Below are 23,189 nucleotides of genomic sequence, written 5' to 3' on the forward strand. Positions count from 1 at the left end.
AATGAAAGAAAAGCCGATCACAATTGATCGGCTTTTTTATGTATCCTTTATGTTAAATGTTTTACAATTCTGCAACACCTCGTTAATGTATAACTTTCGCAATACGATAAGAAACCGAGCTAAAGATTAAGATGACCGTATATAACAAATTAAAGATAGCCATTTTAGCCATTATTGCTTCGCAGAATATTCATGCGATTACTATTGATCCTATTCAAGTTCAATCTGCAGCAGGTGAATTATTGTATGCGGAAATGAATTTTCGCAATGCTGATCCTCATGCACAAATCCAAGCCAGCCTGGCTGATGCAGAAGATATCGCAACTTTAGGCGCTGTCTATCATGCTCCCGGACATCTCAATTTCTTTACCCGTCGCGATAGCTCGGGCAATGGTGTCATTACCATTACCTCATCACGCCCCTTAACGGATGCTGAATTGAACATTATTGTTAAAATTCAGGAAGGTAATGCGACACGTTTACAGCATATCAAGACCCCTCTGAAGCGCAGCCAGGTAAATGCTCAGGCACGGGCCTCAGGCAATGAAAAACCTTTAATGCCTATCACCATTGTGAATGAAAAAGATATTGCCTTACAACTGCCTGAAAGTACGCAATTTCGGATTGAAAAACCACAAACGGCACTACCGCAATCATTTGAAGCACCATTAATGGTACATAAAGCGACACCACCGATTTTAAATAGTACCTCTGCTGCACCCGTCGTCATTGCAGCAATGGCGATACCATCTGCACAGCCACTTCAGACTCCGCAAAATACGCCAGTCAAAACCAAGAGTTCCATTGCAGCACAACGTTTGACAAAAAATGAAGCGAAAATTTCAGCTAATTCAAACAACTCGAATAACAATGTCTCCACAGACCCTTTAGTCAGACAATATGCAGCATCTGCACATCAACACGTAGCTAAAGCAAAAGTAACGGCAGAACCTGTAGCAGCCGCTGCGCCAAAAGCCAAATCAGAAACAGCGCCTACACCATCACCTCAGCCTGCGGCCACAGCACTAGCCAACCAGCATGTGGTGCAATCGAATGAGTCACTGTGGGCAATTGCCTCACGTGTGGCCACTGAGCAAAATCGTCCGATTGGCGAAGTCATGAAACAAATCAAGGCCAATAATGAACATGCCTTTATTCAAGGGGATGTGAACCGTTTACGCCGTGGCGCTGCTTTGAATTTAAATACTGTGACCAGCCCCAAAGAAGAGCAAAAAGCAAAAGTTGCCCATTTAGCCCAAGCCCCTTCCAAACCGTCCAATCAGTCGGCTAAAGCCAAATATCGCTTGAATCAGGCAGAAATGAGCCTGGTTGCAGAGAAAGAACAAGATTCAGCCAGCGGTTCTGCCAAAAAGAACACAGAAAAAAGGCAAACTTCAAATGAATTATCATTAAAAGTTATGACATCGCGTGAAAAAACCGTTAAATTACAGAGAAACGTAACACAGTTAGAATTGGCATTGCGTAACAAGGATCACAGAATTCAATTATTAAATACTCGTCTTGCCCAATTGCAGCAACAATTGAAAGCACAACAAGTACAGAAAAAGCCAACGCACTAAGGGTGTTATACAATTTGATTTTTTAGGATGGGTTTCATGGATAAAAACTCAATCCTGCAAGGGGTAACAACATGCTGCTTTATGTGATTCCGTTTATATTGTTATTAGTGATCGCAGTTGTATTAAAAAAGCGCGAGGCAAGTAAACAAACAGAACAAACACCAAAGACGAAAAGCAAAAAAGTCACTTCAACCAAAAAGTCACCGCAAAAAACTCAAATTGTGGAAAGCTCGGTTGTTGCAAAGAAAAAAACCACCCCTTTAGCTGCCGATGTCCGCAGTAAAATTGAAGCCCTGATTCACGAAAAGAACTTTTTCTCGGCCGAAGCACAGATTAATCAGGCTTTAAATAAAGACAATTCACAGCATGAGTTGTATTTGTTGTTGCTGGACATTCACATCTTGCAAAAAGATGAATTTGCCATCAGCCAGCTGATTAATCACCTGCGCTCATTAGAACTGGATGATTTTTTAGAACAGGCACTTGCTAAAAAAGCAGCACATGAAAAACAAACACTAGGTTCTAAAGATACCATTGAGTTTAAGCCATCATCAACTGTTGCTAAAGCAGCTGAACCAGCGGTTGCAGAAACAAAAAATACGGCTGCTTTTGATGCTTTAATGAGTGATGCTGTACCCGCTGCAACAAAAAATGATCTTGCCTTTGATCAGTTACAGCAGGAATCGCGTTCGGCTCAGCCGGAAGTTGTTAAGGAAATCAAACCTCTTGATTTCAATTCTGCATCTTTAAATACAGCACCAAAAGCAGAAATAGCAGCTACTCCGGTGGAAGAAATCAAACCCCTTGATTTCAGCAGTCTATCGCTGGATTCAGCGGCAGAAGCAGCAACTGCACCAGCTGAAGAAATCAAGCCTTTAGATTTTACTAACTTTAAGCTTGATCCTGTACCTGTGGCAGAAACCAAGCCGGAAGCTGCCCCAGTTCAAGAAATTCAGCCTCTGGATTTCTCATTTAGTTTAGACACTGCAACAACCGGGCAAGCAGAAACAGAGAAAGCGGCTAGCATTGAACCTACTGTAGAAGAAAAACCTGAATTTAATTTTGATTTTTCCGTTGCAGAAACTCCAGTAGCTGAAACAAAAGTTGCAACTGAAGAAATTACGCCAAGCCTGGAACTGGACTTTAATTTAGAGTCAGCAAGCACGGTTGAAGAGCCAGCTGTAGAAGTAGCTCCAGCAAAAGCCGCAGGCCTAAACTTTGATATTAGCAATATCAGCTCATCTGCTGCCAAAGCAGATAAAAATGATCCATTGGTTCAGTCTTTCCCCGAACTGATTGAAGTCAATGAAATTAACCTGAATCTAGAACTGGCGCAGCAATATATCCAGCTTGGTGCGTTCGAATCGGCACGTGAATTACTGGCAGAGCAAGAAGCTGGCTATACACCTGAACAACGCCAACAGGCAGATCATTTACGCAATCAAATAGCATCTTAAGCAATTTCGATCTACTATAAAGCAGTCATCCTTGGCTGCTTTTTTTATGATGAAAAAAATAGCGTTAATCTATATGGGCGGTACATTTGGCTGTATTGGTGATCCACTCAGCCCTATGCCAGCTGAGCAATTTATTCCGAAACTGCAACATGTTCTCCCTCTCGATCAGCAGATCGAATGTTTTGTTGCACCAGTCATTCAGGACAGTAGTGCTTGTACAGCCACAGACTGGCTAAAACTGGTTCAATCTATTCAACAACTTCAGTTACAGCAGTTTGAGCATTTTGTGGTTATTCATGGTACCGACACCCTCAGTTATGCTAGTGCGGTGCTGTCACGCTTTCTGGGTCAATCCGCGCATGTGGTCATGACCGGCAGCCAGTACCCCCTGTTAAATACTGCGGGAGACAATACCCGTGAATTTACTGATGCCATTGATAATTTAAACTTTGCCCTGGACTGTGTAGTTAAATATCCGGTGGGAGTTTATTTAGCCTTTCATCATCATTTAGTACATGCACAGACGGCATTAAAAATTCATACCACAGAACTGGATGCCTTTAGCGGGATCAACGCAGCCGAGCCCATTACCCACAGCCCCAGCTATATCGTACATGAGGGTGATATCAGCAAGGCATCGAGGTTTAACTGTTTAAGCTTGATGATGCAACCGCTGGATTTAGCTCAGCAAGTTGCCAATCTGCAAACCATTTGCCAAGCACCGCCAAACTGCCTGATTTTGCAAGGTTTCGGCACAGGCAACCTGGCAGTGAATGAACCATTCATTGCTTGCATTCAAAAACTGCAACAAGCAGGCTGCGTCGTCATTCTCACCACTCAAGTGCCTTTTGGGAGGATTGATCAGCGTTATGCCATCAGCCAATGGAGCCAGCAGACCCATATTCTTCTGAATGACTGTTTGGGACATGCAGATCTTTATGCAAAAGCACTGAAAATGTATTTACAATACGACGCTGTAGACCAATGGCAGGCACATTGGCATGATCACGTGTAATTTGAGGTAAGTATGCAACGTTTTGCAGTCGGTATTGAGTTTTGTGGCATTCGATATAGAGGTTGGCAAACTCAACAGCCTGGCGTTCCAAGCGTGCAGGAAACCATTGAAAAAGTACTCAGTAAAATTGCCGATGAACCGATCATCTTACATGGTGCGGGTCGTACCGATGCCGGGGTCCATGCCACCAATATGGTCGCGCATTTTGATACTAATGCTATTCGCCCGATTCGTGGCTGGCTGATGGGGGCAAACAGTCAGCTTCCTAAAGACATCGCCTTCCAGTGGATCAAGGAGATGGACAGCGATTTCCATGCCCGCTTTAAAGCTCAGGCACGCCGCTATCGCTATGTCGTCTATAACAATCCGCAGCGCCCTGCACTTTTGCATAAGCAGGTCACCCATGCCTACTATCCGCTGGATGTGGAGAAGATGATTGCTGCGGCGAAAAAGTTTGAAGGCACGCATAATTTTGAAAGTTTCCGTGCTGCAGCCTGCCAGTCCAATCAGCCGGTTCGGCATGTCAAACATTGTCGCCTCATTCAACATGGCTGTTATCTGGTGTTAGATATTCAGGCAGATGGCTTCTTGCACCATATGGTACGCAACATTATGGGCTGTTTACTGGAAATCGGTCAGGGCATGTATGAAGTTGACCATATTGACCATATTTTTGCCGCTGAAGATCGCAAAGCAGCAGGAATCACCGCACCACCGGATGGCTTGTATTTTATCCACGCTGATTATCCGGAACAGTTTGATCTGCCGAAAATGCCATTAGGCCCGCATTGGCTGAATATGCCGGAGTGATTTCTTTTAAAAATTTTGACCTTCCCCTCACCCCCTATAAAAATACGGTAATGAAAAATCCCTCCGTTCAGGAGGGACTTAGGATGGTAGTTTAACGCTGCTTCCGCTTGCGATATTCCACTGGGGTTTCATTGGTCCAGCGCTTAAAAGCCCGATAAAAAGTGCTGGGTTCGGAAAATCCGGTCAGATACACAATCCGTTCCACGCTTTCTGCCGTATTGGCCAATAATTTCTTTGCCAACCGGCAACGATAGTCGGACAGAATTTGCTGAAAACTGGTATTGGCTTCACTCAGCTGGGTACGTAAACGGCGCGGCGTGATATTTAGATGTGTGGCTACGGTTTCCAAAGTGGTTTCGCCACTTTCTAAAGTCGAACCAATTGCACGGCGTACTTCACCGACCAGATCATAACGCGCCAGCTCCTGCAGCTTTTCAATCGCCAGTTGCTCATGTAACTGCAATAGCTCTGGCTCTGCTTGCCATAACTGGTAATCTAAAATTGCAGGATCGAAATATAAACGGGTTTCTTTTTGCCCTAAGCTGACTGGACATTCATAGACCCGGAAATATTCATCATCAGGTGCACCCTGACTGAAATTAAAATCGATATAAATCGGCTGAAAACGACCTTCGGTAATAAACTTGAAAAAACGCAATACGCCGGATAGTGCACATTCGGAAAAATGCCGATTAACGATATTTTCGCCCCAAGGTTGCTCACCATTGGTCAAATAGCAACGGTCATCTTCAATCACCAGTTTGGCATGGAAAGCATCACTAATCAGGCGCTGATAAGCCAGTGCACGTTTGAGGCCTTCACCAAAGTTTTCACTGGAAATAAACAGGTGCTCAATCACCTGCCCCCGGTATAAAGGCAGGTGTTCGCCCAAATGCAAACCAATATCGGGATCTTTACTGACCTCTTCCGCAGCCACCCAAAACGCATATTGAGCACTAAGCGGAGTACGGTCATTGGTTTCGACCTGATTTAAGGCCACACCAGCTTTCATTAAAATTTCTTCAGTTGGCAAACCTGCACGACGGATGGCTTGATAACCCAATCGTAAAACAACTGATGCATCAGTTAGCTGACCCACGCAAAGACCTTCCTTGTATGTTCTTCATTTATACTTAAAAAGATTGATTTTAGATTAACTGCGATTGACCAAACTGACAACATGACAATGGGCTTTTTTACAGAAAATCTGTATACGGAGGGTTCGCTTATTTAACTGACAGATGAACGAGCAAAGCCGCATTGCGCCTTGTTTTATGCAAAAAAATTGACTATAATTTGCGCCTTTCCAATTTATTCATTCAGGTAGGCTATGGCCAATAAAGAGGAACTCATCGAGTTCGAAGGCGTTGTCACCGAGACGCTTCCTAATACTATGTTCCGTGTACGTTTAGAGAACGGTCACGAAGTGATTGCCCACATCTCTGGTAAAATGCGTAAGCACTATATTCGTATTTTAACTGGCGACAGTGTGAAAGTAGAAATGACGCCTTACGATTTGACCAAGGGTCGTATTACTTACCGTGCACGCTAAGTTTTAGCGAAAGCATGAAAGCCACCTTTGAGTGGCTTTTTTATTGCCTTCAGTTTTTATTATTCAATAAAACAATTTGACACCGTTTGATCATTTAACGGCTATAATTTAATTAAAATTAAGCAGATATGCTAAAAAAGATGAAAATAAAATATTTAACCCTATTTTCCTGCCTGATGCTCACAGCATGTGAAACAGGTGGTTCTCATCGTCTTAACCAGTCTCTACAACAATATGTTGGTCAAACTGCAGCACAAGTTCGTAGCCAGCTTGACCTGAATAAAATGGGATTTAAAACCACTCAAGAGCCTACTCAGACAGCAGAATTGCTCAGCTATACCATTGTTCGTGATATGAATATCCCAATGGGCACGCCCAATATTAGCCACAGTATTTCGATGGGTGCACCGATGCCTACCCCTTCAAATGGTGGCTACAATATCAAGATGGAATGTCAGGTAGGATTTAACCTGAAAGACGAAATAGTTCAATCCATTCACTATACTGGTAGAGCTTGCTAATTGCCAAGAGCATAGGTTAAGGGTCTATATCAGATTGAATAAGGGCTTAGCATCATGGCTACACCTCTCTGTACCGTGTATCAAATCACAACAGTATTTCTGCCTGCAATTTGCTTAACTTAAACTGATTTTATTTGGTGTGAGGACAACTCATGAAATTCACACTGATTTTGGGATGCTGTATGGTTTTTAGTTTACTCACTGTATGCACGACAACATCCACGACAACCGCTATGCAGCGTGATGCCTATTTACAGCAATTCATCGGGCAGACCAGTCAAAGCATTCAAGCTAAGCTCGATTTAACCCGCATCGGTTACCAGCTGGTGTTAGCGCCTGTCGCGAATGATCAGACACTTACTTATACCGTCATTCGTTCTGTCACCATTCCGGTACCAATGGCACAAAATCCTGCCGATATTAATGCTGGTCATATCCCTATACAAGTTACACCCCGAGCACAAAGCTATGATATCAACTTGCAATGTAAAATTATCTATCGCCTAGAACACAACATTGCCACATCGGTTCATTACACTGGCCATACCTGTTAAAACCCTCTGAAAAGCCATAAAAAAACGCAGCTCATGGCTGCGTTTTTTCTGTCAGGCGAACTTAGTTCAATGCAGTAACCACTGCTTGACCCATTTCAACTGTACCTACCTGAGTATTGCCTTCTGACATGATATCGCCAGTACGTAAACCCTGATCCAGTACATTGCCTACCGCATCTTCAATGGCTTGCGCTGCGGCTTCTTCACGGAAGGTATAACGCAGCATCATCGCTACAGAAAGAATGGTCGCTAACGGATTGGCAATGTTTTGGCCTGCGATGTCTGGTGCTGAACCATGACATGGCTCATACATGCCTTTACCGTTTTCATCCAGGGATGCAGATGGCAACATGCCAATAGAGCCAGTAAGCATCGCTGCTTCATCAGACAAGATGTCACCGAACAGGTTACCGGTCACAATCACATCAAACTGCTTAGGCGCACGTACCAGCTGCATTGCGGCATTGTCGACATACATATGTGACAGGTTGATTTCTGGATATTGCTCTTCCTTCAACGTAGTCACGGTTTGCTTCCAAAGCTCGGTCACTTCAAGGACGTTGGCTTTGTCGACTGAACATACTTTACCACCACGAAGACCAGCAAGTTCAAATGCAACTTTAGCAATACGTTTAATTTCAGACTCTTTATAAACGTCAGTATTGAAGCCTTGTTTCTCACCATTTTCCAGTTCACGGATACCACGTGGCTGACCGAAGTAGATACCACCAGTGAGTTCACGCACAATCAGGATATCCAGACCAGAAACGATTTCAGGCTTTAAGCTTGAAGCACCGGCAAGTTGCGGGTAAAGAATTGCAGGACGCAAGTTTGCAAATAAATTCAATTCAGAACGGATTTTCAATAAACCACGTTCAGGACGGATTGAACGTTCAATCGTATCCCATTTTGGACCACCGACAGCACCGAGCAGGATTGCATCCGCACGTTTTGCCTGTTCTGCCGTAACGGCAGGGTACGGTTCGCCATGTGCATCAATCGCTGCACCACCCAATAAACCCTGTTCCCAAGTCAAACCCAGATTGAATTTTTCATTCACGCGTGCAAGCACCTGTTCAGCTGCTTTTACGATTTCAGGACCAATACCATCACCTGGTAAAATCAAAATATGTTTTGACATGAGTGTTTCCATTTATGAAGTCGATAGATTAAATCGACGGGATTTTAAATTTTCTTTTCCACAAACTCGCCCAGACCGGTCAAGGCATTATAGGGTCTGCAGAAACGTCGGATTGTCTTGTGTTCTTGCAGGAGATCTACACATAAGGGTTCAGGTGCAGATACATTCAGCAAGCTGCCCTGCTGTTTGTTGCGTTCACGGTACATTTTAAAAATGTAACGCTGCTTCGGCTTAAACTGGTGAAAAACATGAAGGGTTTCGGCACGATCCTTGGAAATCGGATAAAAGCGGATCACCAGTTCATGTTGCCCAGGAGGGATTGAAAGATATAACGCATTCGGCTGACTTAAGGAATTCGCCTGTAAACGTAAAATACCCGATTCAACCGCAGCACTATTCACACGGCGCTGTGCTGCATCAATAATTTGAATTTTGTTTAAACGTTCAAATTCACAGTTCGCAGTACCCGCACAGTAAATTAAGGCATTTGTTTTGCTACTTTCAGTTTCTTTTACATGTTTAATTCGTACTGTATCAATACTTTGGCATGCACTTAAGGATGCGGCCATAAGACCCAGTACAGCAAGCTGACCGTAAACTTTTGTCATTGTTTGAGCCCAACCCTCACCAAATAAAGCCAACTAAATATTTTTATGGATCCGATATTAGCAAGAGTTAGGCTGCGATACTACTAGCGCTGAAAATTCAAGCAACTAACCGTGAATTTCCTGAAATACCCACGGACGTGACTGTTTGGTCTTTTCTTCATAAGCACGAATATCATCTGCAGCTTGTAAAGTTAAGCCAATATCATCCAGACCATTTAACAGGCAGTGTTTACGGAACGGATCGACTTCAAATTTAAAGCTCTCACCCGATGGTGTACGCACTTCCTGAGCTTCCAGGTCGATGGTTAACTGGTAGCCTTCTGTCGCAGCACATTCTTTAAACAACTGATCCACGATCTCTTCAGACAAAATCACCGGCAACATGCCGTTTTTAAAGCTGTTGTTGAAGAAAATGTCGGCATAGCTTGGTGCAATCACGGTACGGAAACCGTATTCGTTCAACGCCCATGGCGCATGCTCACGGCTTGAACCACAACCGAAGTTGGCACGAGAAATCAACACAGTCGCACCTTGATAACGCGGCTGATTCAAAACGAAATCAGGATTCTTTGGACGTTTTGAATTGTCCTGACCCGGATAGCCTTCATCCAGATAACGCAATTCATCAAATAAGTTGTCACCAAAACCGGTACGTTTGATCGATTTCAAAAACTGCTTTGGAATAATTAAATCTGTATCGACATTGGCACGGTCTAATGGTGCAACGATACCTTGTTCAACGGTATATTTTTTCATGTCATTTGCTCCTTTAGCCGAAATTAAAACGTACGTACGTCAACGAAATGACCGGCAATCGCTGCCGCAGCTGCCATCGCAGGACTCACCAAGTGCGTACGACCGCCATTGCCCTGACGACCTTCGAAGTTACGGTTAGAAGTTGAGGCACAGTGCTCGCCCGGTTGCAATTTGTCTGCATTCATCGCCAAACACATTGAACAACCCGGTTCACGCCATTCAAAACCAGCTTCCAAGAATACTTTATCCAAGCCTTCAGCTTCAGCTTGCTGTTTGACCAAACCAGAACCCGGAACCACCATGGCCTGTTTGATTGAAGCAGCTACTTTACGGCCTTTAATCACTTCAGCGGCAGCGCGAATATCTTCAATACGCGAGTTGGTGCAAGAACCGATAAATACGCGGTCTAACTGGATGTCTGCCAATGCCTGACCGGCATTTAAACCCATATATTGATAAGCACGGGTCCAGTCATTACGTTGCACGTCATCTTTGGCCTGTTCCAACGTTGGAACCGCTTGGGACACCGGAATCACCATTTCAGGGGAAGTCCCCCAAGAGACTTGCGGTTCAATTTCTTCACCCTGTAACACCACCACAGTATCGAAATGCGCGCCTTCATCAGAATGCAAGGTATTCCAGTAGGCAACAGCAGCATCCCACTGCTCAGCTTTTGGTGCATAGTTGCGGCCTTTTACGTATTCAATGGTTTTGTCATCAACAGCCACCATACCGACACGGGCACCGGCTTCAATCGCCATGTTACAGACGGTCATACGGCCTTCGATGGACATGTCACGGAACACTTGACCGCCAAATTCAATCGCGTGACCAGTACCGCCTGCAGTACCGATTTTACCGATAATCGCCAAGACCACATCTTTTGGTGTAACGCCCTGACCCAATTTACCGTCAACACGCACCAACATGTTCTTCATTTTCTTTTGAACCAGGCACTGGGTCGCCAATACATGTTCAACTTCTGAAGTTCCAATACCGTGAGCCAAGCAACCAAATGCACCATGAGTTGCCGTATGCGAGTCACCACATACCACAGTCATGCCCGGCAAAGTCAAACCTTGCTCAGGCCCAACCACGTGCGCGATCCCTTGGCGAATATCGTTAATATCAAATTCAACAATATTGAAAGTTTTACAGTTATCATCCAGGGTTTGCACCTGAATACGTGAAGTTGGATCTTCAATACCGGCAATACCCTGCTCACGCTCGGTTTTTGAAGTCGGTACGTTATGGTCTGGCGTGGCCACATTGGCACTTAAACGCCAAGGTTTTCGACCTGCAAGTTGCAAACCTTCAAAAGCTTGTGGTGAAGTTACTTCATGTAATAAATGACGGTCGATATAAAGTAAGGCTGAGCCATCATCGCGTTGTTTTACTAAATGGTCATCCCACAATTTATCGTATAAAGTCTTTGCTTTTGGGGTATTGCCTGCCATGTCGACGCGCTCCATAGAACTGGGTAATGCTTTCATTAACTTCGATTATAACCACGTATTCACATAAATCTAATTTATCATTTTTATTAGTTTAAAAACTTTTTGGAATTAATTTTAACCCTATTAAAACCCTGAATTTTGGCAAAATTTTATCTCTTGGTTTTTAAACCACACGGCTATCTCCTTATGCTCAGACTTAACAAATCAGGCATATTTAAAGCACCGTGCAGGGAATGATACAGACAGGATTTAGCCCGACGGATTGTCTTTTGCTGCGATCAGCTGCTCAATTGCCCGGATGAGTTCTGCTTTCGCTGCGCCACATTCAGCGGCAGCCTGATTTTCGTCATCTTCATCATCGGCAATTTCATAGACCTGACTGCGTTTTTCCACAGCTTCCTCAAAAATATCAAGGAGGTATTTGATGTGTTTAATATCCATATGTTCACCCTGCCAGAAAAGTATCTCTAGACATATATCTCCAGGCGATACCATTCCCCAGTTGTTGTATTGATGGTTCAGTTTAACCAGCCAAATAATTCACAAAACCGATTAAAAATATAAAAATGTTCGTTTTTACAAATTAAATAAGACTAATTATCATTTAGCTATATCCCAAGGCAAAGATTGAGGAACAAACCATGGCTCATATTCAAAAATTTGTTAATAACAACCAGCGTATGTTCAAGAAAACCTTTAGCTATTACATTATGCACATCACCATTGCCATGTTGGTCGGTTATTTCGTCACAGGAAGTATCTGGATGGCAGTAACCCTCAGCTTGCTTGAGCCGACGATTCAGGCAATCGCATTCTTCTTCCATGAAAAAATCTGGGAAGCCAAGCCAGCTCAAAGACAGAATAGCAATAATAATATAGTCATCTAAAGGCTGCATCGGCCCAAACTAGAGATCATGGCTTGCCCGCTTCCACTTTATTATCACTCCATTCCAATGGGGTGATTTTTTTATTTTTACCTTTTAAGTTCACATCTGTATACATTTTTTACGGTCTTTTTTAAGATGAAATACCCCTTTGGTATAAAAATATTTTATAATTATTTAACTTTAATATAACCAGATATCTCCCTATGAATCTTGCTGCCTTTGAAGCTTTTATTAAAGTCATGGAAACAGGCTCTATTTCTATGGCTGCCGATTTATTGTTTATCACCCAGCCTGCTGTGACCAAACGAATTCATAGTCTGGAAGAATATTTTGGTGTGAAACTATTTGAGTCTGCCGGTCGTGGTGTTCAGGCCACCCACGCTGCCCACTCTTTATTACCGAAAGTGAAAAACTGGCTCAATGAACTGGGCGATATTCATCATACCCTCAGTCACGAACAGGAACAGGTGCAAGGCAAGCTGAAAATTGGCACCAGTCACCATATTGGTTTACATCATCTGCCGCAGCACCTGCGCAATTATGTGCAAAAGTTTCCTGAAGTCACTTTAGATGTGCATTTTGTTGACTCGGAACAGGCTCATGAACAGGTACTGGCGGGTGACCTGGAGCTGGCCTTTTTAACCCTCCCGCCGAAAGGTGATGAACGCTTGAGTTATGTGACCATCTGGAATGATCCGCTGGTCTTTGTGGTGGCACCTTTTCATCCATTGGCGCAAAAAAAGCATTTGAGTCTGGAAGATTTGATTCAATATCCAAGCCTATTGCCAGCATCGCAAACCTATACCACGCAAATCACCTTGGCAGAATTCGAAAAGCAAGGCGTTAAACCAAAAATCACCATGAGCAACAATCCGCTTGAATCCATCCGAATGCTGGTTTCAATTGGTTTGGGATGGTCGGTATTACCGAAAACCCTGCTGAATCAGGATCTGCAAATGCTGGATATTAATGTGCAAATGCAACGTCAACTGGGCATGGTCTGGCATCCGGGGCGTACCCAGTCACGTGCCGTACAGGAACTGGTGGCCATGATGAAAAACTCCAATCTCAACTAAAACCAGCTCTAGTGCTGCATCTGCATGGATGCAGCATTTTGTTACCTTAATCCTCAGCACAGCAGCACAGCTTTCGAGTACTTTTAAATAAAACACATAAAACAACATGTTTTAAATGTGCAAAAGAATTCGAAGGAGTATGGGGCTATGCTGAGGGATTCATCACCAACAATATCTACAACAAATTCACCTGAAACAACCCAATTTAAAACCAACCCAGTCAAAGCCGATGTCGATGCTCCACATATATGGCCAAGCGCTAAAATTTCTTTGTTGCCTACGTCGGATTTAAACTTTACTGATGAAGCCACGGCACGGCATAGCTTGCGTGATTATTTCCTCAATACTTTTGACAGCTATAAACTGCTGTTTGACTGTCTAAGAAATGATGCAGCCTATTACCTTAAACCCATCTCTTTACGTCATCCGCTGATTTTTTATTTTGGTCATACGGCGACCTTTTTTATCAACAAATTGCTGCTCAGCAAACTGATTAGTACACGTTTGAACCCACAGCTGGAAAGCATTTTTGCTGTCGGGGTCGATGAAATGAGCTGGGACGATCTGAATGATCAGCATTATGCCTGGCCGAGTGTAGAAGAAGTCCGGGCTTATCGTAATCAGGTACGAGCACTGGTACTGAATCTGATTGAGCATGCCCCTCTGACGTTACCCTTGAACTGGAATCATCCATGGTGGTCGATTCTCATGAGCATTGAACATGAACGGATTCATCTTGAAACCTCATCAGTCCTGATTCGCCAGCAGCAGCTGGACTATGTCTACAATCATCCACAGTGGCATGCCGAGGTTATGACTGGAGTTGCGCCAGAAAATGCCCTGCTTGCTGTGCCTGCAGGACAAGTCAACCTGAATAAGACTTTTGACAGTAACTTTTATGGCTGGGACAATGAATATGGCCAGCATCAGGCGGATGTGGCCGCTTTTCAGGCTGCACAATATCTAGTCTCCAATCAGGAATTTTTCAGTTTTGTGGAAGATGGCGGTTACACAACTGATCGCTACTGGACAACAGACGGACAGGCCTGGCTGAAATTTTCTCAGGCCCAGCATCCCAGCTTTTGGCGAAAAACCCCTTCAGGTTGGTCACTACGTCTGATGCTGGAAGAAATTTCCATGCCTTGGGACTGGCCGGTAGAAGTGAATTATCTTGAGGCCAAAGCTTTCTGCAACTGGAAAGCAGAGAAAACCGGTCAAAGCATTCGCTTGCCAACAGAAGATGAGTGGTATCGGCTGTATGATGTGGCCGGTTTGGATCCTGACCTGCCCAGTCCTGAACAGGCCAACATCGAACTGAAATATGGAACCAGTCCCTGCCCGGTCAATCATTTTCAGCAGGGTGATTTTTTTGATATTCAGGGCAATGTCTGGCAATGGACTGAAACCCCGATTTACCCTTTTGACGGTTTTCAGGTGCATCCGATCTATGATGATTTCAGCACTCCTACCTTTGACGGACAACATAATTTAATTAAAGGCGGTTCCTGGATTTCTGCCGGCAATGAGGCTTTGCACAGTTCACGTTATGCCTTCCGCAGACATTTTTTCCAGCATGCCGGATTCCGCTATGTCGCTGCCTCCCAAGAACTTCAACAGTTTCAATCGCAGTATGAAACTGACCAGATGATCTCGCAATATCTGGAATTTCAGTACGGTGCAGAATATTTTAACGTGCCCAATTTCGCCCAAAGCCTGATTAACCTTGTGCAACCCTATTTTAAGAATATTGCTACCGAGAAGGCATTAGATATCGGTTGTGCCACAGGTCGGGCCAGCTTTGAACTGGCAGCTTATTTTGATCAGGTCACAGGACTGGACTTTTCCGCGCGCTTTATTCAGCAGGCGGTACAGCTGGCACAAGGTGAAACGCTACGTTATACCCTGCCAATTGAAGGTGAACTGATGGAATATAAAGCCTGTAACTTAAAAGAGTTGGGTCTGGATACCCATACGGATCGGGTCGAATTTTTCCAGGCCGATGCCTGCAATTTAAAACCTCATTTTAGCAATTATGATTTTATTCTGGCTGCAAATTTAATTGACCGCCTGCATCATCCGAAAGATTTCTTAGCCGAAATTCATCAGCGTTTAGCCATGGGTGGCATTTTAATGCTGGCCTCTCCCTATACCTGGCTGGAGGAATATACTGCACGCAGTGAATGGCTTGGGGGCTTTAAGAAAGATGGAGAAAACTTAAGTACGCTGCAAGGTATTACGGAACTATTACAAGCGCATTTTGAAATGCTCGATGAACCTCAGGATGTGGCATTTATGATTCGTGAAACCGTACGTAAGTATCAACATAGCCTGTCCCAAGTGACTTTATGGAAACGAGTCAGATAAACCATTTGCCCAAAAAGCCAATTAGTTGATTTAATACTGACCAGTTAAAGGATTTGACCATAAAATCCTCAGCTTTTAGGTTATTCACAGCAGAGTCTTATTTTTTAAATCAAATATTTGGAGTTCGTCAGTTCTTTTGTTTCGCCAAAAGAACCAAAAACATTTGTCATTCTCAAAACTCGTCCACTACCACCGAGTAGCAAATTCCTCGCAGAAACAGTAACTTCTTAATGTAATCCTGCCTCAAACAGTTGCGAATGACGTTCTCGCGTATCAAATAACATTATGAATTAAAAATCAAAAATGCCAGCCAATTTCTTAACTGACTGGCATTAAATCATTTGATTGACTTTGATCTTTATTGAATCACTGAATCTTCATGTAAGGATTCATTTAACTGGTCAACAATAATGGCCCATGAACCATCGGATTTAATTTTTTCTGCTAAAAACTGGCGCTGTGCTTCAGTCCAATATTCCGCTTCGGTAATTTTGGTCTGGGCATTGAGCTGATGCGTGGCAATAAACAGGGCTATCGCCTCTTCACTGGAATCTAACCCTAACTGCTCAAAAAGATTGGTCATTCTTGGACGTGTTTGGCTCATTCTTCTCTCCCATTCTTCTTCAATTTCAAACTATAAATTTTATTTTTTACCCTTTTGCTTTCAGTCTACTATACGGTAAAGGCATAATCATAGTAAGGCTTATTTTATCGTCCCTTAGTCGATATAAAACATTCCATCCGGTTTAGTAGATCGGTAGACACTATCTACAAACATGCAAGGATTCCGGTGCAATCATTTTTTATTTTTAACTTTTAAAGCAGAGAGAACAACCATATTCCATACAGCTCTCCCCTCCATCAAAACAAATTGCCTAAATTGACCAGTCCTGAATTTCCCAGTTTTGCGCTTTGGCCAAAGCCTCCAAACGCTCATCCGGATTGACCACAATGGCATGATCGGCATATTCCAGCAAGAAACGGTCATTGAATGAATCCGAATAGGCCCATGACTCATCAATATCGCGCCCTTGCAGCCATTGTTCCAGACGGATCAATTTACCCTTTTGATAACATGCAGTATTGATGACTTTACCCGTATATTTGCCATCCACCACTTCTGCATTGGTGGCAATAATTTCAGTAATACCAAACTCGTGAAAAATCGGTGCCGTAATAAAATCGGAGGTTGCGGTAATCCCGACCAGCTCGTGTCCTGCATCACGGTGTTTTTGAATGGCCGCAAAACCTTCAGGACGCATTTGTGGACGAATGACCTTTTTCATGAATAATTCATGTAATTCAGTCAAATAATCATTATCATGCTGGGTTAAAAATTCAAAGACGAATTCGTTATAGGCAATCGGGTCAAGTTGCCCTGCTTTATAGTCTTCATAAAACTTGTCATTCATTTGACGGTGTCGGATTGGATCGACTAAACCCTCGTTTACTAAAAACTCACCCCATGAATAATCTGAATCGGTATTTAATAAGGTGTGGTCGAGGTCAAATAAAGCCAATTTCATGAAAATACTCGTAAAAACTGAAATTTAAGAAAAAAATTGTAAATCTATCTCCGCTAGTCGATAGAAATTCGTTAAGATCATAGCAATTTTTAACATTTAAGCTGTGCTTTTTTTCGAGATGGATATAGAAATAACAATCCCCGAACAAAAAGCCATACATTACAGAAGATTTAGGTAGCCAAATGATCGACTCAGAAGGTTTCCGACCGAATGTCGGGATCATTTTGGCAAACGACATTGGACAAGTTTTATGGGCAAAACGCATTGGACACAATGCTTGGCAATTTCCGCAAGGAGGAATCCAGTTTGGAGAATCCCCCGAACAGGCACTTTATCGTGAGCTGAGAGAAGAAGTTGGCTTATTGCCCGAACATGTTCAAATTGTAGCGCAAACAAAAGGTTGGCTGCGTTATCGTTTGCCGCAAAGATATATACGCCCAGATTCGGACCCGGTGTGTATTGGTCAAAAACAGAAGTGGTTTTTACTCAGGCTGACAGCGCCAGCAAAGCATATTCAGCTGGACCTGTCAGACCCACCAGAGTTTGACCAGTGGCAATGGGTAAGTTACTGGTACCCATTAGGTCAGGTCGTGAATTTTAAACGCGATGTATACCGAAGGGCGATGGTGGAACTGTGTCAGCAGTTACCCTCACTCTAGCTCGAAAAAATTGCATGAAAATGCAGATTTTTTAGTAGCATGTTGTTATAAATAAAAACAGTTTTAAACTTATTTTGGAGCAGATTTTATGTCGAATATGCAACTGGACACCTTAAGACGCATTGTGCAAGAAATCAATGCGTCCACCAGTTTGCATGAGTCACTCGACATCATGGTCAATCAGGTTGCTGAAGCCATGCACGTGGATGTCTGCTCCATTTATCTACTCGATGAGCGTAACCAGCGTTATCTGCTCATGGCGTCTAAAGGGTTAAATCCTGAAGCTGTGGGGCATGTCTCCTTACATACCAGTGAAGGTCTGGTCGGACTGGTGGGACAACGCGAAGAAATCGTCAATCTGGATAATGCACCAAAGCACGAACGCTTTATGTATCTGCCTGAAACCGGAGAGGAAATTTATAATTCCTTCCTGGGTGTTCCGGTGATGTACCGCCGTAAGGTTATGGGCGTATTGGTAGTGCAAAATAAGGAACCGCAAGATTTTAGCGAAGCAGCGGAATCGTTCCTGGTCACCCTGTGTGCCCAGCTGTCCGGTGTAATTGCCCATGCTCATGCCGTGGGTAATATCGATGTGTTCCGCAAGCCAAGCAATTTGCCTGCTTATAAAACCTTTCAGGGCGTTTCCGGTTCAGGCGGGATTGCTTTAGGGCGTGCGGTAATTCTCTACCCGCCTGCAGATCTGGCAGCTGTGCCTGATCGTGAAGCAGATGACATCAGTGAAGAACTTGAGCTTCTGGATGCCGCATTAAATGCAGTGCGTCAGGAAATTCAGGCACTGGATGAAAAAATGCAGGATGCCTTGATGGCTGAAGAACGGGCTTTATTTAGCGTGTTCTTGCGCATGCTGGATGAAAACTCCCTGCCTGCTGAAATTAAGGCTGAAATCCGCGATGGTAACTGGGCACAGGGTGCGGTCCGTATTGTCATTGATAATCACATTGCCCTGTTCGCACAAATGGAAGATGACTATTTACGCGAACGTGTGTCCGACCTGAAAGATCTGGGGCGCCGTATTCTGGCATTTTTACAGGAAGCCGATGCCAGCCATCGTGAACTGACCGATGAAAGCATTCTGATCGGGGAAGACATTTCAACCGCGGCACTGGTTGAATTACCGGTGGATAAAATTGCCGCGATTGTCACCACTGAAGGTGCCATGAACTCACATATGGTGATTGTGGCACGTGCACTGGGCATTCCAACCGTGGTCGGTGTGACTGAACTGCCAATCAATACCCTGGATGATGTGGAGATGATTGTCGATGCCCATCAGGGACGGGTGTTTATCAATCCGCCGCGCCGTTTACGTACCCGCTATAAAGAAATCCAGAAAGAAGAAGAACAGCTGGCGAAAGACTTAAAACAATACGAAACCAAAGATGCCATTACACCTGATGGTGTTGCAGTCAAACTGTATGTGAATACCGGTTTAATGATTGATGTCGTTCGCGGGGTACAGCGTGGTGCTAAAGGCGTAGGTTTATACCGCTCTGAAATTCCGTTTATGCTACGTGATCGCTTCCCTGGTGAAGAAGAGCAGCGTGCCATTTACCGCCAGCAACTCAGCCACTTTGCCAATAAACCTGTGGTGATGCGTACCCTCGACATTGGTGCAGATAAAGATTTACCGTATTTTTCGATTGAAGAAGAAAACTCGGCGTTGGGCTGGCGCGGCATCCGTTTTACCCTGGATCATCCTGAAATTTTCTCTTCCCAGATTCGTGCCATGCTGAAAGCCAGTATCGGGCTGAATAACCTGCATATTTTGCTACCCATGATCACCAGTGTCAGTGAAGTGGAAGAAGCCCTCTATCTGCTGGACCGTGACTGGACCGCAGTGCAGGAAGAAGAACAGGTTAAAATTACCAAGCCCAAAATCGGCATTATGGTTGAAGTACCGAGCGTGCTGTTACAGATTGAAGAATTTTCTGAGCTGGTGGATTTCTTCTCGGTCGGTTCAAATGACTTGACCCAGTATTTACTGGCAGTCGACCGTAATAATCCTCGGGTTGCCAATGTCTACTCGCATTTCCACCCTGCCGTCTTACGCGCTTTAAGCCGTTTGGTTCAGGAATGTCATAAATATGACAAACCGGTGAGCATTTGTGGAGAAATGGCTGGCGACCCATTGGCGGCTGTGCTGCTGATGGCGATGGGCTTTAATACCCTGTCGATGAGTTCAAGCAATATTTTGCGGGTGCGTAAGGCCATTTGTCATGTGCCGATGAGCGATGCACAGGAACAACTGGAACGTGTATTAAAAATGAGTAATCCACTGATGGTGAAAAGCTGGATGGAATATTACTTCAAGACCCATGGTCTGGGCGATATGGTGAAATCTGCTACCCGTATTGTGGGTGCTTAATTCTATTTAGATGTAAGAAAATACGGTAAAATAAAAAGGGAGATAATCATCTGAGTATCTCCCTTTTTTGTGCTTGTCATAGCCACGTTTTGCATTTTTCTTTCGGTCTACAAAGACCTGGCTTTTGTTGACCTCATACATGTGTTTGGCCACAAAGTTGTGAATCACCACTTCTGGCAGTACTTTTTTCTTTGCCATTTTACTCACCTGTTTTCATTTACCATCCGGATGGGATAGCAAAGTGATATTACGCTTTTTTGTACAGAATTCAAGCAGTTTTTAAAATCAGATAAATATTTAAAAAACAATTAATTTCAAAAACTTAAACTCAAATTTAAAGTCTATACATAAACCGAATATTAAAATTTCTGTATATTAAAAAAATGCATGGTCAAATAACCAAGAAAAAGCAGCCAGATTAAAATAATCACACCTGCCGCCCAACGGTTTACAGGCCGTTCTGCCAATAGCGAGGCACGAATCCTGCAATCCTCTATAATTTCTTGTGGCGTAAGCTTAATCACCAATAGCAGCCCCAAGGGCACAATAATAAGATCATCCAGATAGCCCAGCACCGGAATAAAATCTGGAATCAGATCAATCGGAGATAGCGCATATGCAGCAATAATTAGTGCCAGTATTTTGATCCAGACGGGCGTTCGCTCATCTTTAGCCACCAGCCAAACCACCAGAACATCTTTTTTAATGGTTTTGGCCCATTGTTTAATTTTTTGATACATACAGGTACTGAAAATCAAAAATTTATAAATGACATGTTAAATAAGTTTTCTTAAATAAATATAAGTTTTGCAGCTTTAACATTTTTTATGTAAGTGGTAGAAGGACAACTTTCATTATAAATCACAATAAAAAATAAATTTATTAAAGAATTTTCCTCATTTAGAAAATTCACAATATATTTTGAGTACGCAAAAGAGAGATTCTTAACATTTAATTATTTAATTCTCCCTCCCTCTAGCTCCCTCCCATAGGGAGGGAGAATTTCGATTGTGAATTCCCTCTCATTCCAGAAGATGAATAGCACGGCTACAAGGGAGAGGTGCTTTTAACACTGAATAATTAAAAAGTGGAGTACAAGCGAAGGCTAGAAAGAGGGCAATTTACACAGCCAACGCCCTTTCCAGCACCCGCTCCACATCTACCTGCTTCACTGCAATCATACCCACCACACGGCCATGAAACTTGCTGTAACGGGACTGGATAAATCCGTTTGCGACAAAATCAGGTGAATAGCGTTTTAACAAGACTGCTTGTGCCAAAATGACTAAACGGCTGACCAGACTGCGCCCCATACACTGCAACTCTTCGGGTGATTGCTGGAACAACTTGAACAGGCTCTGTAATTCATTTTGCAAAGTTTCATCATGCATTGCAGTTGAGGCTAAATCTTTAAACAATACGTCTATGGATTCAGGCTCACGTGCAATCGCGCGCAGTACATCCAGGCACATGACATTACCCGAACCTTCCCAAATAGTATTGACTGGGGCTTCTTTAAAAATACGCGCCATGATGCCGTTATCGACATAACCATTGCCGCCAAACACTTCCATCATCTCGCCAGTCAATTCGACTGCACGCTTGCAGATCCAGAATTTAGAGGCTGGTGTCATGATACGCTTCCACGCCAAAGAGAGAGCATCGTCAGATTCATAGCAATGTGCCAAATGGAAACTGAGTTGCATCGCCGCTTCGGTTTCCAGGGCTAAATCTGCGAGTACTGCTTGCATCAGGGGTTGTTCAGCTAAATGTTTGCCAAAAGCTTTGCGCTGACGGGTATAGGCAATACATTGCACCAAGGCCTGACGCAGCATCGCTGTACTGCCCACAGAGCAGGTCAGACGGGTATAATTGGCCATTTCAATAATAGTCGGAATGCCACGACCTGCTTCACCGATCAGGATGCCCCAAGCTTCCTTAAATTCGACTTCCGAACTGGAGTTGCTACGGTTGCCGACTTTTTCTTTGAGGCGCTGCACATGAATATGGTTCTTGGTTCCATCCTCCAGCCAGCGCGGGACAAAGAAACAGGCCAAGCCATCCTGCTCGGTTTTCGCCACCACCAGATGTGCATCACACATCGGAGCTGAGAAAAACCATTTATGCCCGGTCAGCAAATAAGCCTGCCCTCGACCTGATTCCCTAACGGGTACGGCAAAAGTTTCATTGGCACGCACATCAGAACCGCCCTGCTTTTCGGTCATGCCCATACCGAGCCAGATTGATGTTTTCTGGGCAATCGGCAGGTCACGTTCATCATATTCAGTGGATAATAATTTTTCGCCTATTTTTGCCCACAGTTCAGGTTCACGCTGAATCAGGGGAATGCTGCCAAGCGTCATCGAAGTTGGACACAGACTGCCACACTCCACCTGCCCGCTTAAGTAAAAACGCGCTGCCCATTCCACCCATTTGGCAGATGATTCTGCATGATTAAATGGATGAGCATGGCTGTCAAACTTGCGGTTTAAAGCCATCCATTTATGCCATGCAGGATGAAACTCGATGTAATCTTTACGACGACCACGTGCATCGAAGGCATGTAAAATAGGCGTGTGTTTATTGGCTAAATCGGCATATTGATAATACTCGGCTGATCCCACCACTTTACCCATATCATACAAGGTTGCTTGGTCATGGCTGCCATAACGCTTCAATATTTCATGTAAAACCGTATCTGATGAAAATAAATTGTAATCTTGCAGTTCATCAAACTGATTGCTGATTTGATGGGTCATCCATGCCTGATTCGATAACTGGTTCGATGTATTCATCGTCTATATTTCCTGCTTGTTGTTCTGGGCTTTTCATTCCAGTAT

The 23,189-nt window shown here is 43.7% G+C and carries 23 protein-coding genes; 12 read left to right on the forward strand and 11 right to left on the reverse strand.

Annotation, left to right across the window (positions count from 1 at the left end; all coding sequences use genetic code 11):
- Window positions 1–131 precede the first annotated feature (131 nt).
- The 4 genes from ABJ384_RS12750 (at window position 132) to truA (ending at window position 4,862) form a co-directional block, all read left to right on the forward strand.
- Entirely contained in the window at window positions 132–1,580 is a 1,449-nt protein-coding gene (locus tag ABJ384_RS12750) for a hypothetical protein (RefSeq protein ID WP_349927750.1), read from the forward strand.
- Between the two features lie 71 nt (window positions 1,581–1,651).
- Window positions 1,652–3,037: a hypothetical protein gene (locus tag ABJ384_RS12755; protein ID WP_349927752.1), complete on the forward strand. Its 1,386-nt coding sequence runs from the start codon at window positions 1,652–1,654 to the stop codon at window positions 3,035–3,037.
- A gap of 46 nt (window positions 3,038–3,083) precedes the next feature.
- Window positions 3,084–4,052 (forward strand): asparaginase, encoded by a 969-nt coding sequence (locus ABJ384_RS12760; protein WP_180174257.1) that lies wholly within the window; start codon window positions 3,084–3,086, stop codon window positions 4,050–4,052.
- 12 nt (window positions 4,053–4,064) lie between these two features.
- On the forward strand, window positions 4,065–4,862 hold the full coding sequence (gene truA, locus ABJ384_RS12765) for a tRNA pseudouridine(38-40) synthase TruA (protein WP_086195314.1): 798 nt from the start codon (window positions 4,065–4,067) through the stop codon (window positions 4,860–4,862).
- A gap of 91 nt (window positions 4,863–4,953) precedes the next feature.
- On the opposite strand, the gene ABJ384_RS12770 is transcribed toward truA, so the two are convergent.
- Window positions 4,954–5,961, reverse strand: coding sequence for an AraC family transcriptional regulator (locus ABJ384_RS12770; protein WP_086195313.1), 1,008 nt, complete (start codon window positions 5,959–5,961; stop codon window positions 4,954–4,956).
- Window positions 5,962–6,192: 231 nt separating this feature from the next.
- Here ABJ384_RS12770 and infA point away from each other — a divergent pair, with 231 nt between their 5' ends.
- The 3 genes from infA to ABJ384_RS12785 all read left to right on the forward strand — a co-directional run bounded on the left by infA (window position 6,193) and on the right by ABJ384_RS12785 (window position 7,489).
- Entirely contained in the window at window positions 6,193–6,414 is a 222-nt protein-coding gene (gene infA / locus ABJ384_RS12775) for a translation initiation factor IF-1 (protein WP_001284370.1), read from the forward strand.
- Window positions 6,415–6,554: 140 nt separating this feature from the next.
- Complete coding sequence (locus ABJ384_RS12780) at window positions 6,555–6,935, forward strand: hypothetical protein (protein ID WP_349927755.1); 381 nt, start codon at window positions 6,555–6,557, stop codon at window positions 6,933–6,935.
- A gap of 152 nt (window positions 6,936–7,087) precedes the next feature.
- Entirely contained in the window at window positions 7,088–7,489 is a 402-nt protein-coding gene (locus tag ABJ384_RS12785; protein WP_349927757.1) for a hypothetical protein, read from the forward strand.
- 61 nt (window positions 7,490–7,550) lie between these two features.
- Here the strand turns inward: ABJ384_RS12785 and leuB are convergent, their stop codons facing one another.
- The 5 genes from leuB to ABJ384_RS12810 form a co-directional block, all read right to left on the reverse strand.
- Window positions 7,551–8,630, reverse strand: a complete 1,080-nt coding sequence (gene leuB, locus ABJ384_RS12790) for a 3-isopropylmalate dehydrogenase (protein ID WP_349927760.1) — start codon at window positions 8,628–8,630, stop codon at window positions 7,551–7,553.
- 44 nt (window positions 8,631–8,674) lie between these two features.
- Complete coding sequence (locus ABJ384_RS12795) at window positions 8,675–9,238, reverse strand: hypothetical protein (protein ID WP_166169135.1); 564 nt, start codon at window positions 9,236–9,238, stop codon at window positions 8,675–8,677.
- 105 nt (window positions 9,239–9,343) lie between these two features.
- On the reverse strand, window positions 9,344–9,994 hold the full coding sequence (leuD, locus tag ABJ384_RS12800) for a 3-isopropylmalate dehydratase small subunit (protein ID WP_349927762.1): 651 nt from the start codon (window positions 9,992–9,994) through the stop codon (window positions 9,344–9,346).
- Window positions 9,995–10,017: 23 nt separating this feature from the next.
- Window positions 10,018–11,451 carry a 3-isopropylmalate dehydratase large subunit gene (gene leuC, locus ABJ384_RS12805; RefSeq protein WP_349927764.1) on the reverse strand — a complete coding sequence of 478 codons (1,434 nt, stop codon included), beginning with the start codon at window positions 11,449–11,451 and terminating at the stop codon, window positions 10,018–10,020.
- Window positions 11,452–11,700: 249 nt separating this feature from the next.
- Window positions 11,701–11,892, reverse strand: coding sequence for a hypothetical protein (locus ABJ384_RS12810; RefSeq protein ID WP_349927766.1), 192 nt, complete (start codon window positions 11,890–11,892; stop codon window positions 11,701–11,703).
- A 200-nt stretch (window positions 11,893–12,092) separates the two neighbouring features.
- Here ABJ384_RS12810 and ABJ384_RS12815 point away from each other — a divergent pair, with 200 nt between their 5' ends.
- From ABJ384_RS12815 to ovoA, 3 genes are all read left to right on the forward strand, one after another.
- Window positions 12,093–12,338, forward strand: a complete 246-nt coding sequence (locus ABJ384_RS12815) for a DUF2061 domain-containing protein (RefSeq protein WP_086195305.1) — start codon at window positions 12,093–12,095, stop codon at window positions 12,336–12,338.
- A 203-nt stretch (window positions 12,339–12,541) separates the two neighbouring features.
- On the forward strand, window positions 12,542–13,414 hold the full coding sequence (locus tag ABJ384_RS12820; RefSeq protein ID WP_349927768.1) for a LysR family transcriptional regulator: 873 nt from the start codon (window positions 12,542–12,544) through the stop codon (window positions 13,412–13,414).
- Between the two features lie 147 nt (window positions 13,415–13,561).
- Window positions 13,562–15,778, forward strand: a complete 2,217-nt coding sequence (gene ovoA, locus ABJ384_RS12825; RefSeq protein ID WP_349927770.1) for a 5-histidylcysteine sulfoxide synthase — start codon at window positions 13,562–13,564, stop codon at window positions 15,776–15,778.
- A gap of 358 nt (window positions 15,779–16,136) precedes the next feature.
- Here the strand turns inward: ovoA and ABJ384_RS12830 are convergent, their stop codons facing one another.
- Complete coding sequence (locus tag ABJ384_RS12830; RefSeq protein WP_086195302.1) at window positions 16,137–16,382, reverse strand: DUF2789 domain-containing protein; 246 nt, start codon at window positions 16,380–16,382, stop codon at window positions 16,137–16,139.
- Between the two features lie 271 nt (window positions 16,383–16,653).
- Window positions 16,654–17,304, reverse strand: a complete 651-nt coding sequence (locus tag ABJ384_RS12835; RefSeq protein ID WP_086195301.1) for an HAD family hydrolase — start codon at window positions 17,302–17,304, stop codon at window positions 16,654–16,656.
- 182 nt (window positions 17,305–17,486) lie between these two features.
- Here ABJ384_RS12835 and ABJ384_RS12840 point away from each other — a divergent pair, with 182 nt between their 5' ends.
- Window positions 17,487–17,963 (forward strand): RNA pyrophosphohydrolase, encoded by a 477-nt coding sequence (locus ABJ384_RS12840; RefSeq protein ID WP_086195300.1) that lies wholly within the window; start codon window positions 17,487–17,489, stop codon window positions 17,961–17,963.
- 88 nt (window positions 17,964–18,051) lie between these two features.
- Window positions 18,052–20,349 carry a phosphoenolpyruvate--protein phosphotransferase gene (ptsP, locus tag ABJ384_RS12845; RefSeq protein ID WP_086195299.1) on the forward strand — a complete coding sequence of 766 codons (2,298 nt, stop codon included), beginning with the start codon at window positions 18,052–18,054 and terminating at the stop codon, window positions 20,347–20,349.
- A gap of 6 nt (window positions 20,350–20,355) precedes the next feature.
- On the opposite strand, the gene ABJ384_RS12850 is transcribed toward ptsP, so the two are convergent.
- The 3 genes from ABJ384_RS12850 to ABJ384_RS12860 all read right to left on the reverse strand — a co-directional run bounded on the left by ABJ384_RS12850 (window position 20,356) and on the right by ABJ384_RS12860 (window position 23,144).
- The gene (locus ABJ384_RS12850; protein WP_349927773.1) at window positions 20,356–20,547 is read right to left on the reverse strand and encodes a hypothetical protein; all 192 of its coding nucleotides are present in this window, start codon (window positions 20,545–20,547) and stop codon (window positions 20,356–20,358) included.
- A 161-nt stretch (window positions 20,548–20,708) separates the two neighbouring features.
- Complete coding sequence (locus ABJ384_RS12855; protein WP_349927775.1) at window positions 20,709–21,089, reverse strand: YkvA family protein; 381 nt, start codon at window positions 21,087–21,089, stop codon at window positions 20,709–20,711.
- Between the two features lie 381 nt (window positions 21,090–21,470).
- Window positions 21,471–23,144, reverse strand: coding sequence for an acyl-CoA dehydrogenase family protein (locus ABJ384_RS12860; protein ID WP_349927776.1), 1,674 nt, complete (start codon window positions 23,142–23,144; stop codon window positions 21,471–21,473).
- Window positions 23,145–23,189: the final 45 nt, after the last annotated feature.

The organism is Acinetobacter sp. A1-4-2 (assembly GCF_040233925.1).
Classification (GTDB): domain Bacteria; phylum Pseudomonadota; class Gammaproteobacteria; order Pseudomonadales; family Moraxellaceae; genus Acinetobacter.

What these genes read in the sequence shown, in the direction of transcription:
- ABJ384_RS12750 (WP_349927750.1), top strand. Translation starts at nt 132, where the DNA reads ATGACCGTATATAACAAATTAAAGATAGCCATTTTAGCCATTATTGCT.
- ABJ384_RS12755 (WP_349927752.1), top strand. Translation starts at nt 1,652, where the DNA reads ATGCTGCTTTATGTGATTCCGTTTATATTGTTATTAGTGATCGCAGTT.
- ABJ384_RS12760 (WP_180174257.1), top strand. Translation starts at nt 3,084, where the DNA reads ATGATGAAAAAAATAGCGTTAATCTATATGGGCGGTACATTTGGCTGT.
- truA (WP_086195314.1), top strand. Translation starts at nt 4,065, where the DNA reads ATGCAACGTTTTGCAGTCGGTATTGAGTTTTGTGGCATTCGATATAGA.
- infA (WP_001284370.1), top strand. Translation starts at nt 6,193, where the DNA reads ATGGCCAATAAAGAGGAACTCATCGAGTTCGAAGGCGTTGTCACCGAG.
- ABJ384_RS12780 (WP_349927755.1), top strand. Translation starts at nt 6,555, where the DNA reads ATGAAAATAAAATATTTAACCCTATTTTCCTGCCTGATGCTCACAGCA.
- ABJ384_RS12785 (WP_349927757.1), top strand. Translation starts at nt 7,088, where the DNA reads ATGAAATTCACACTGATTTTGGGATGCTGTATGGTTTTTAGTTTACTC.
- leuB (WP_349927760.1), bottom strand. Translation starts at nt 8,630, where the DNA reads ATGTCAAAACATATTTTGATTTTACCAGGTGATGGTATTGGTCCTGAA.
- ABJ384_RS12795 (WP_166169135.1), bottom strand. Translation starts at nt 9,238, where the DNA reads ATGACAAAAGTTTACGGTCAGCTTGCTGTACTGGGTCTTATGGCCGCA.
- leuD (WP_349927762.1), bottom strand. Translation starts at nt 9,994, where the DNA reads ATGAAAAAATATACCGTTGAACAAGGTATCGTTGCACCATTAGACCGT.
- leuC (WP_349927764.1), bottom strand. Translation starts at nt 11,451, where the DNA reads ATGGCAGGCAATACCCCAAAAGCAAAGACTTTATACGATAAATTGTGG.
- ABJ384_RS12810 (WP_349927766.1), bottom strand. Translation starts at nt 11,892, where the DNA reads ATGGATATTAAACACATCAAATACCTCCTTGATATTTTTGAGGAAGCT.
- ABJ384_RS12815 (WP_086195305.1), top strand. Translation starts at nt 12,093, where the DNA reads ATGGCTCATATTCAAAAATTTGTTAATAACAACCAGCGTATGTTCAAG.
- ABJ384_RS12820 (WP_349927768.1), top strand. Translation starts at nt 12,542, where the DNA reads ATGAATCTTGCTGCCTTTGAAGCTTTTATTAAAGTCATGGAAACAGGC.
- ovoA (WP_349927770.1), top strand. Translation starts at nt 13,562, where the DNA reads ATGCTGAGGGATTCATCACCAACAATATCTACAACAAATTCACCTGAA.
- ABJ384_RS12830 (WP_086195302.1), bottom strand. Translation starts at nt 16,382, where the DNA reads ATGAGCCAAACACGTCCAAGAATGACCAATCTTTTTGAGCAGTTAGGG.
- ABJ384_RS12835 (WP_086195301.1), bottom strand. Translation starts at nt 17,304, where the DNA reads ATGAAATTGGCTTTATTTGACCTCGACCACACCTTATTAAATACCGAT.
- ABJ384_RS12840 (WP_086195300.1), top strand. Translation starts at nt 17,487, where the DNA reads ATGATCGACTCAGAAGGTTTCCGACCGAATGTCGGGATCATTTTGGCA.
- ptsP (WP_086195299.1), top strand. Translation starts at nt 18,052, where the DNA reads ATGTCGAATATGCAACTGGACACCTTAAGACGCATTGTGCAAGAAATC.
- ABJ384_RS12850 (WP_349927773.1), bottom strand. Translation starts at nt 20,547, where the DNA reads ATGGCAAAGAAAAAAGTACTGCCAGAAGTGGTGATTCACAACTTTGTG.
- ABJ384_RS12855 (WP_349927775.1), bottom strand. Translation starts at nt 21,089, where the DNA reads ATGTATCAAAAAATTAAACAATGGGCCAAAACCATTAAAAAAGATGTT.
- ABJ384_RS12860 (WP_349927776.1), bottom strand. Translation starts at nt 23,144, where the DNA reads ATGAATACATCGAACCAGTTATCGAATCAGGCATGGATGACCCATCAA.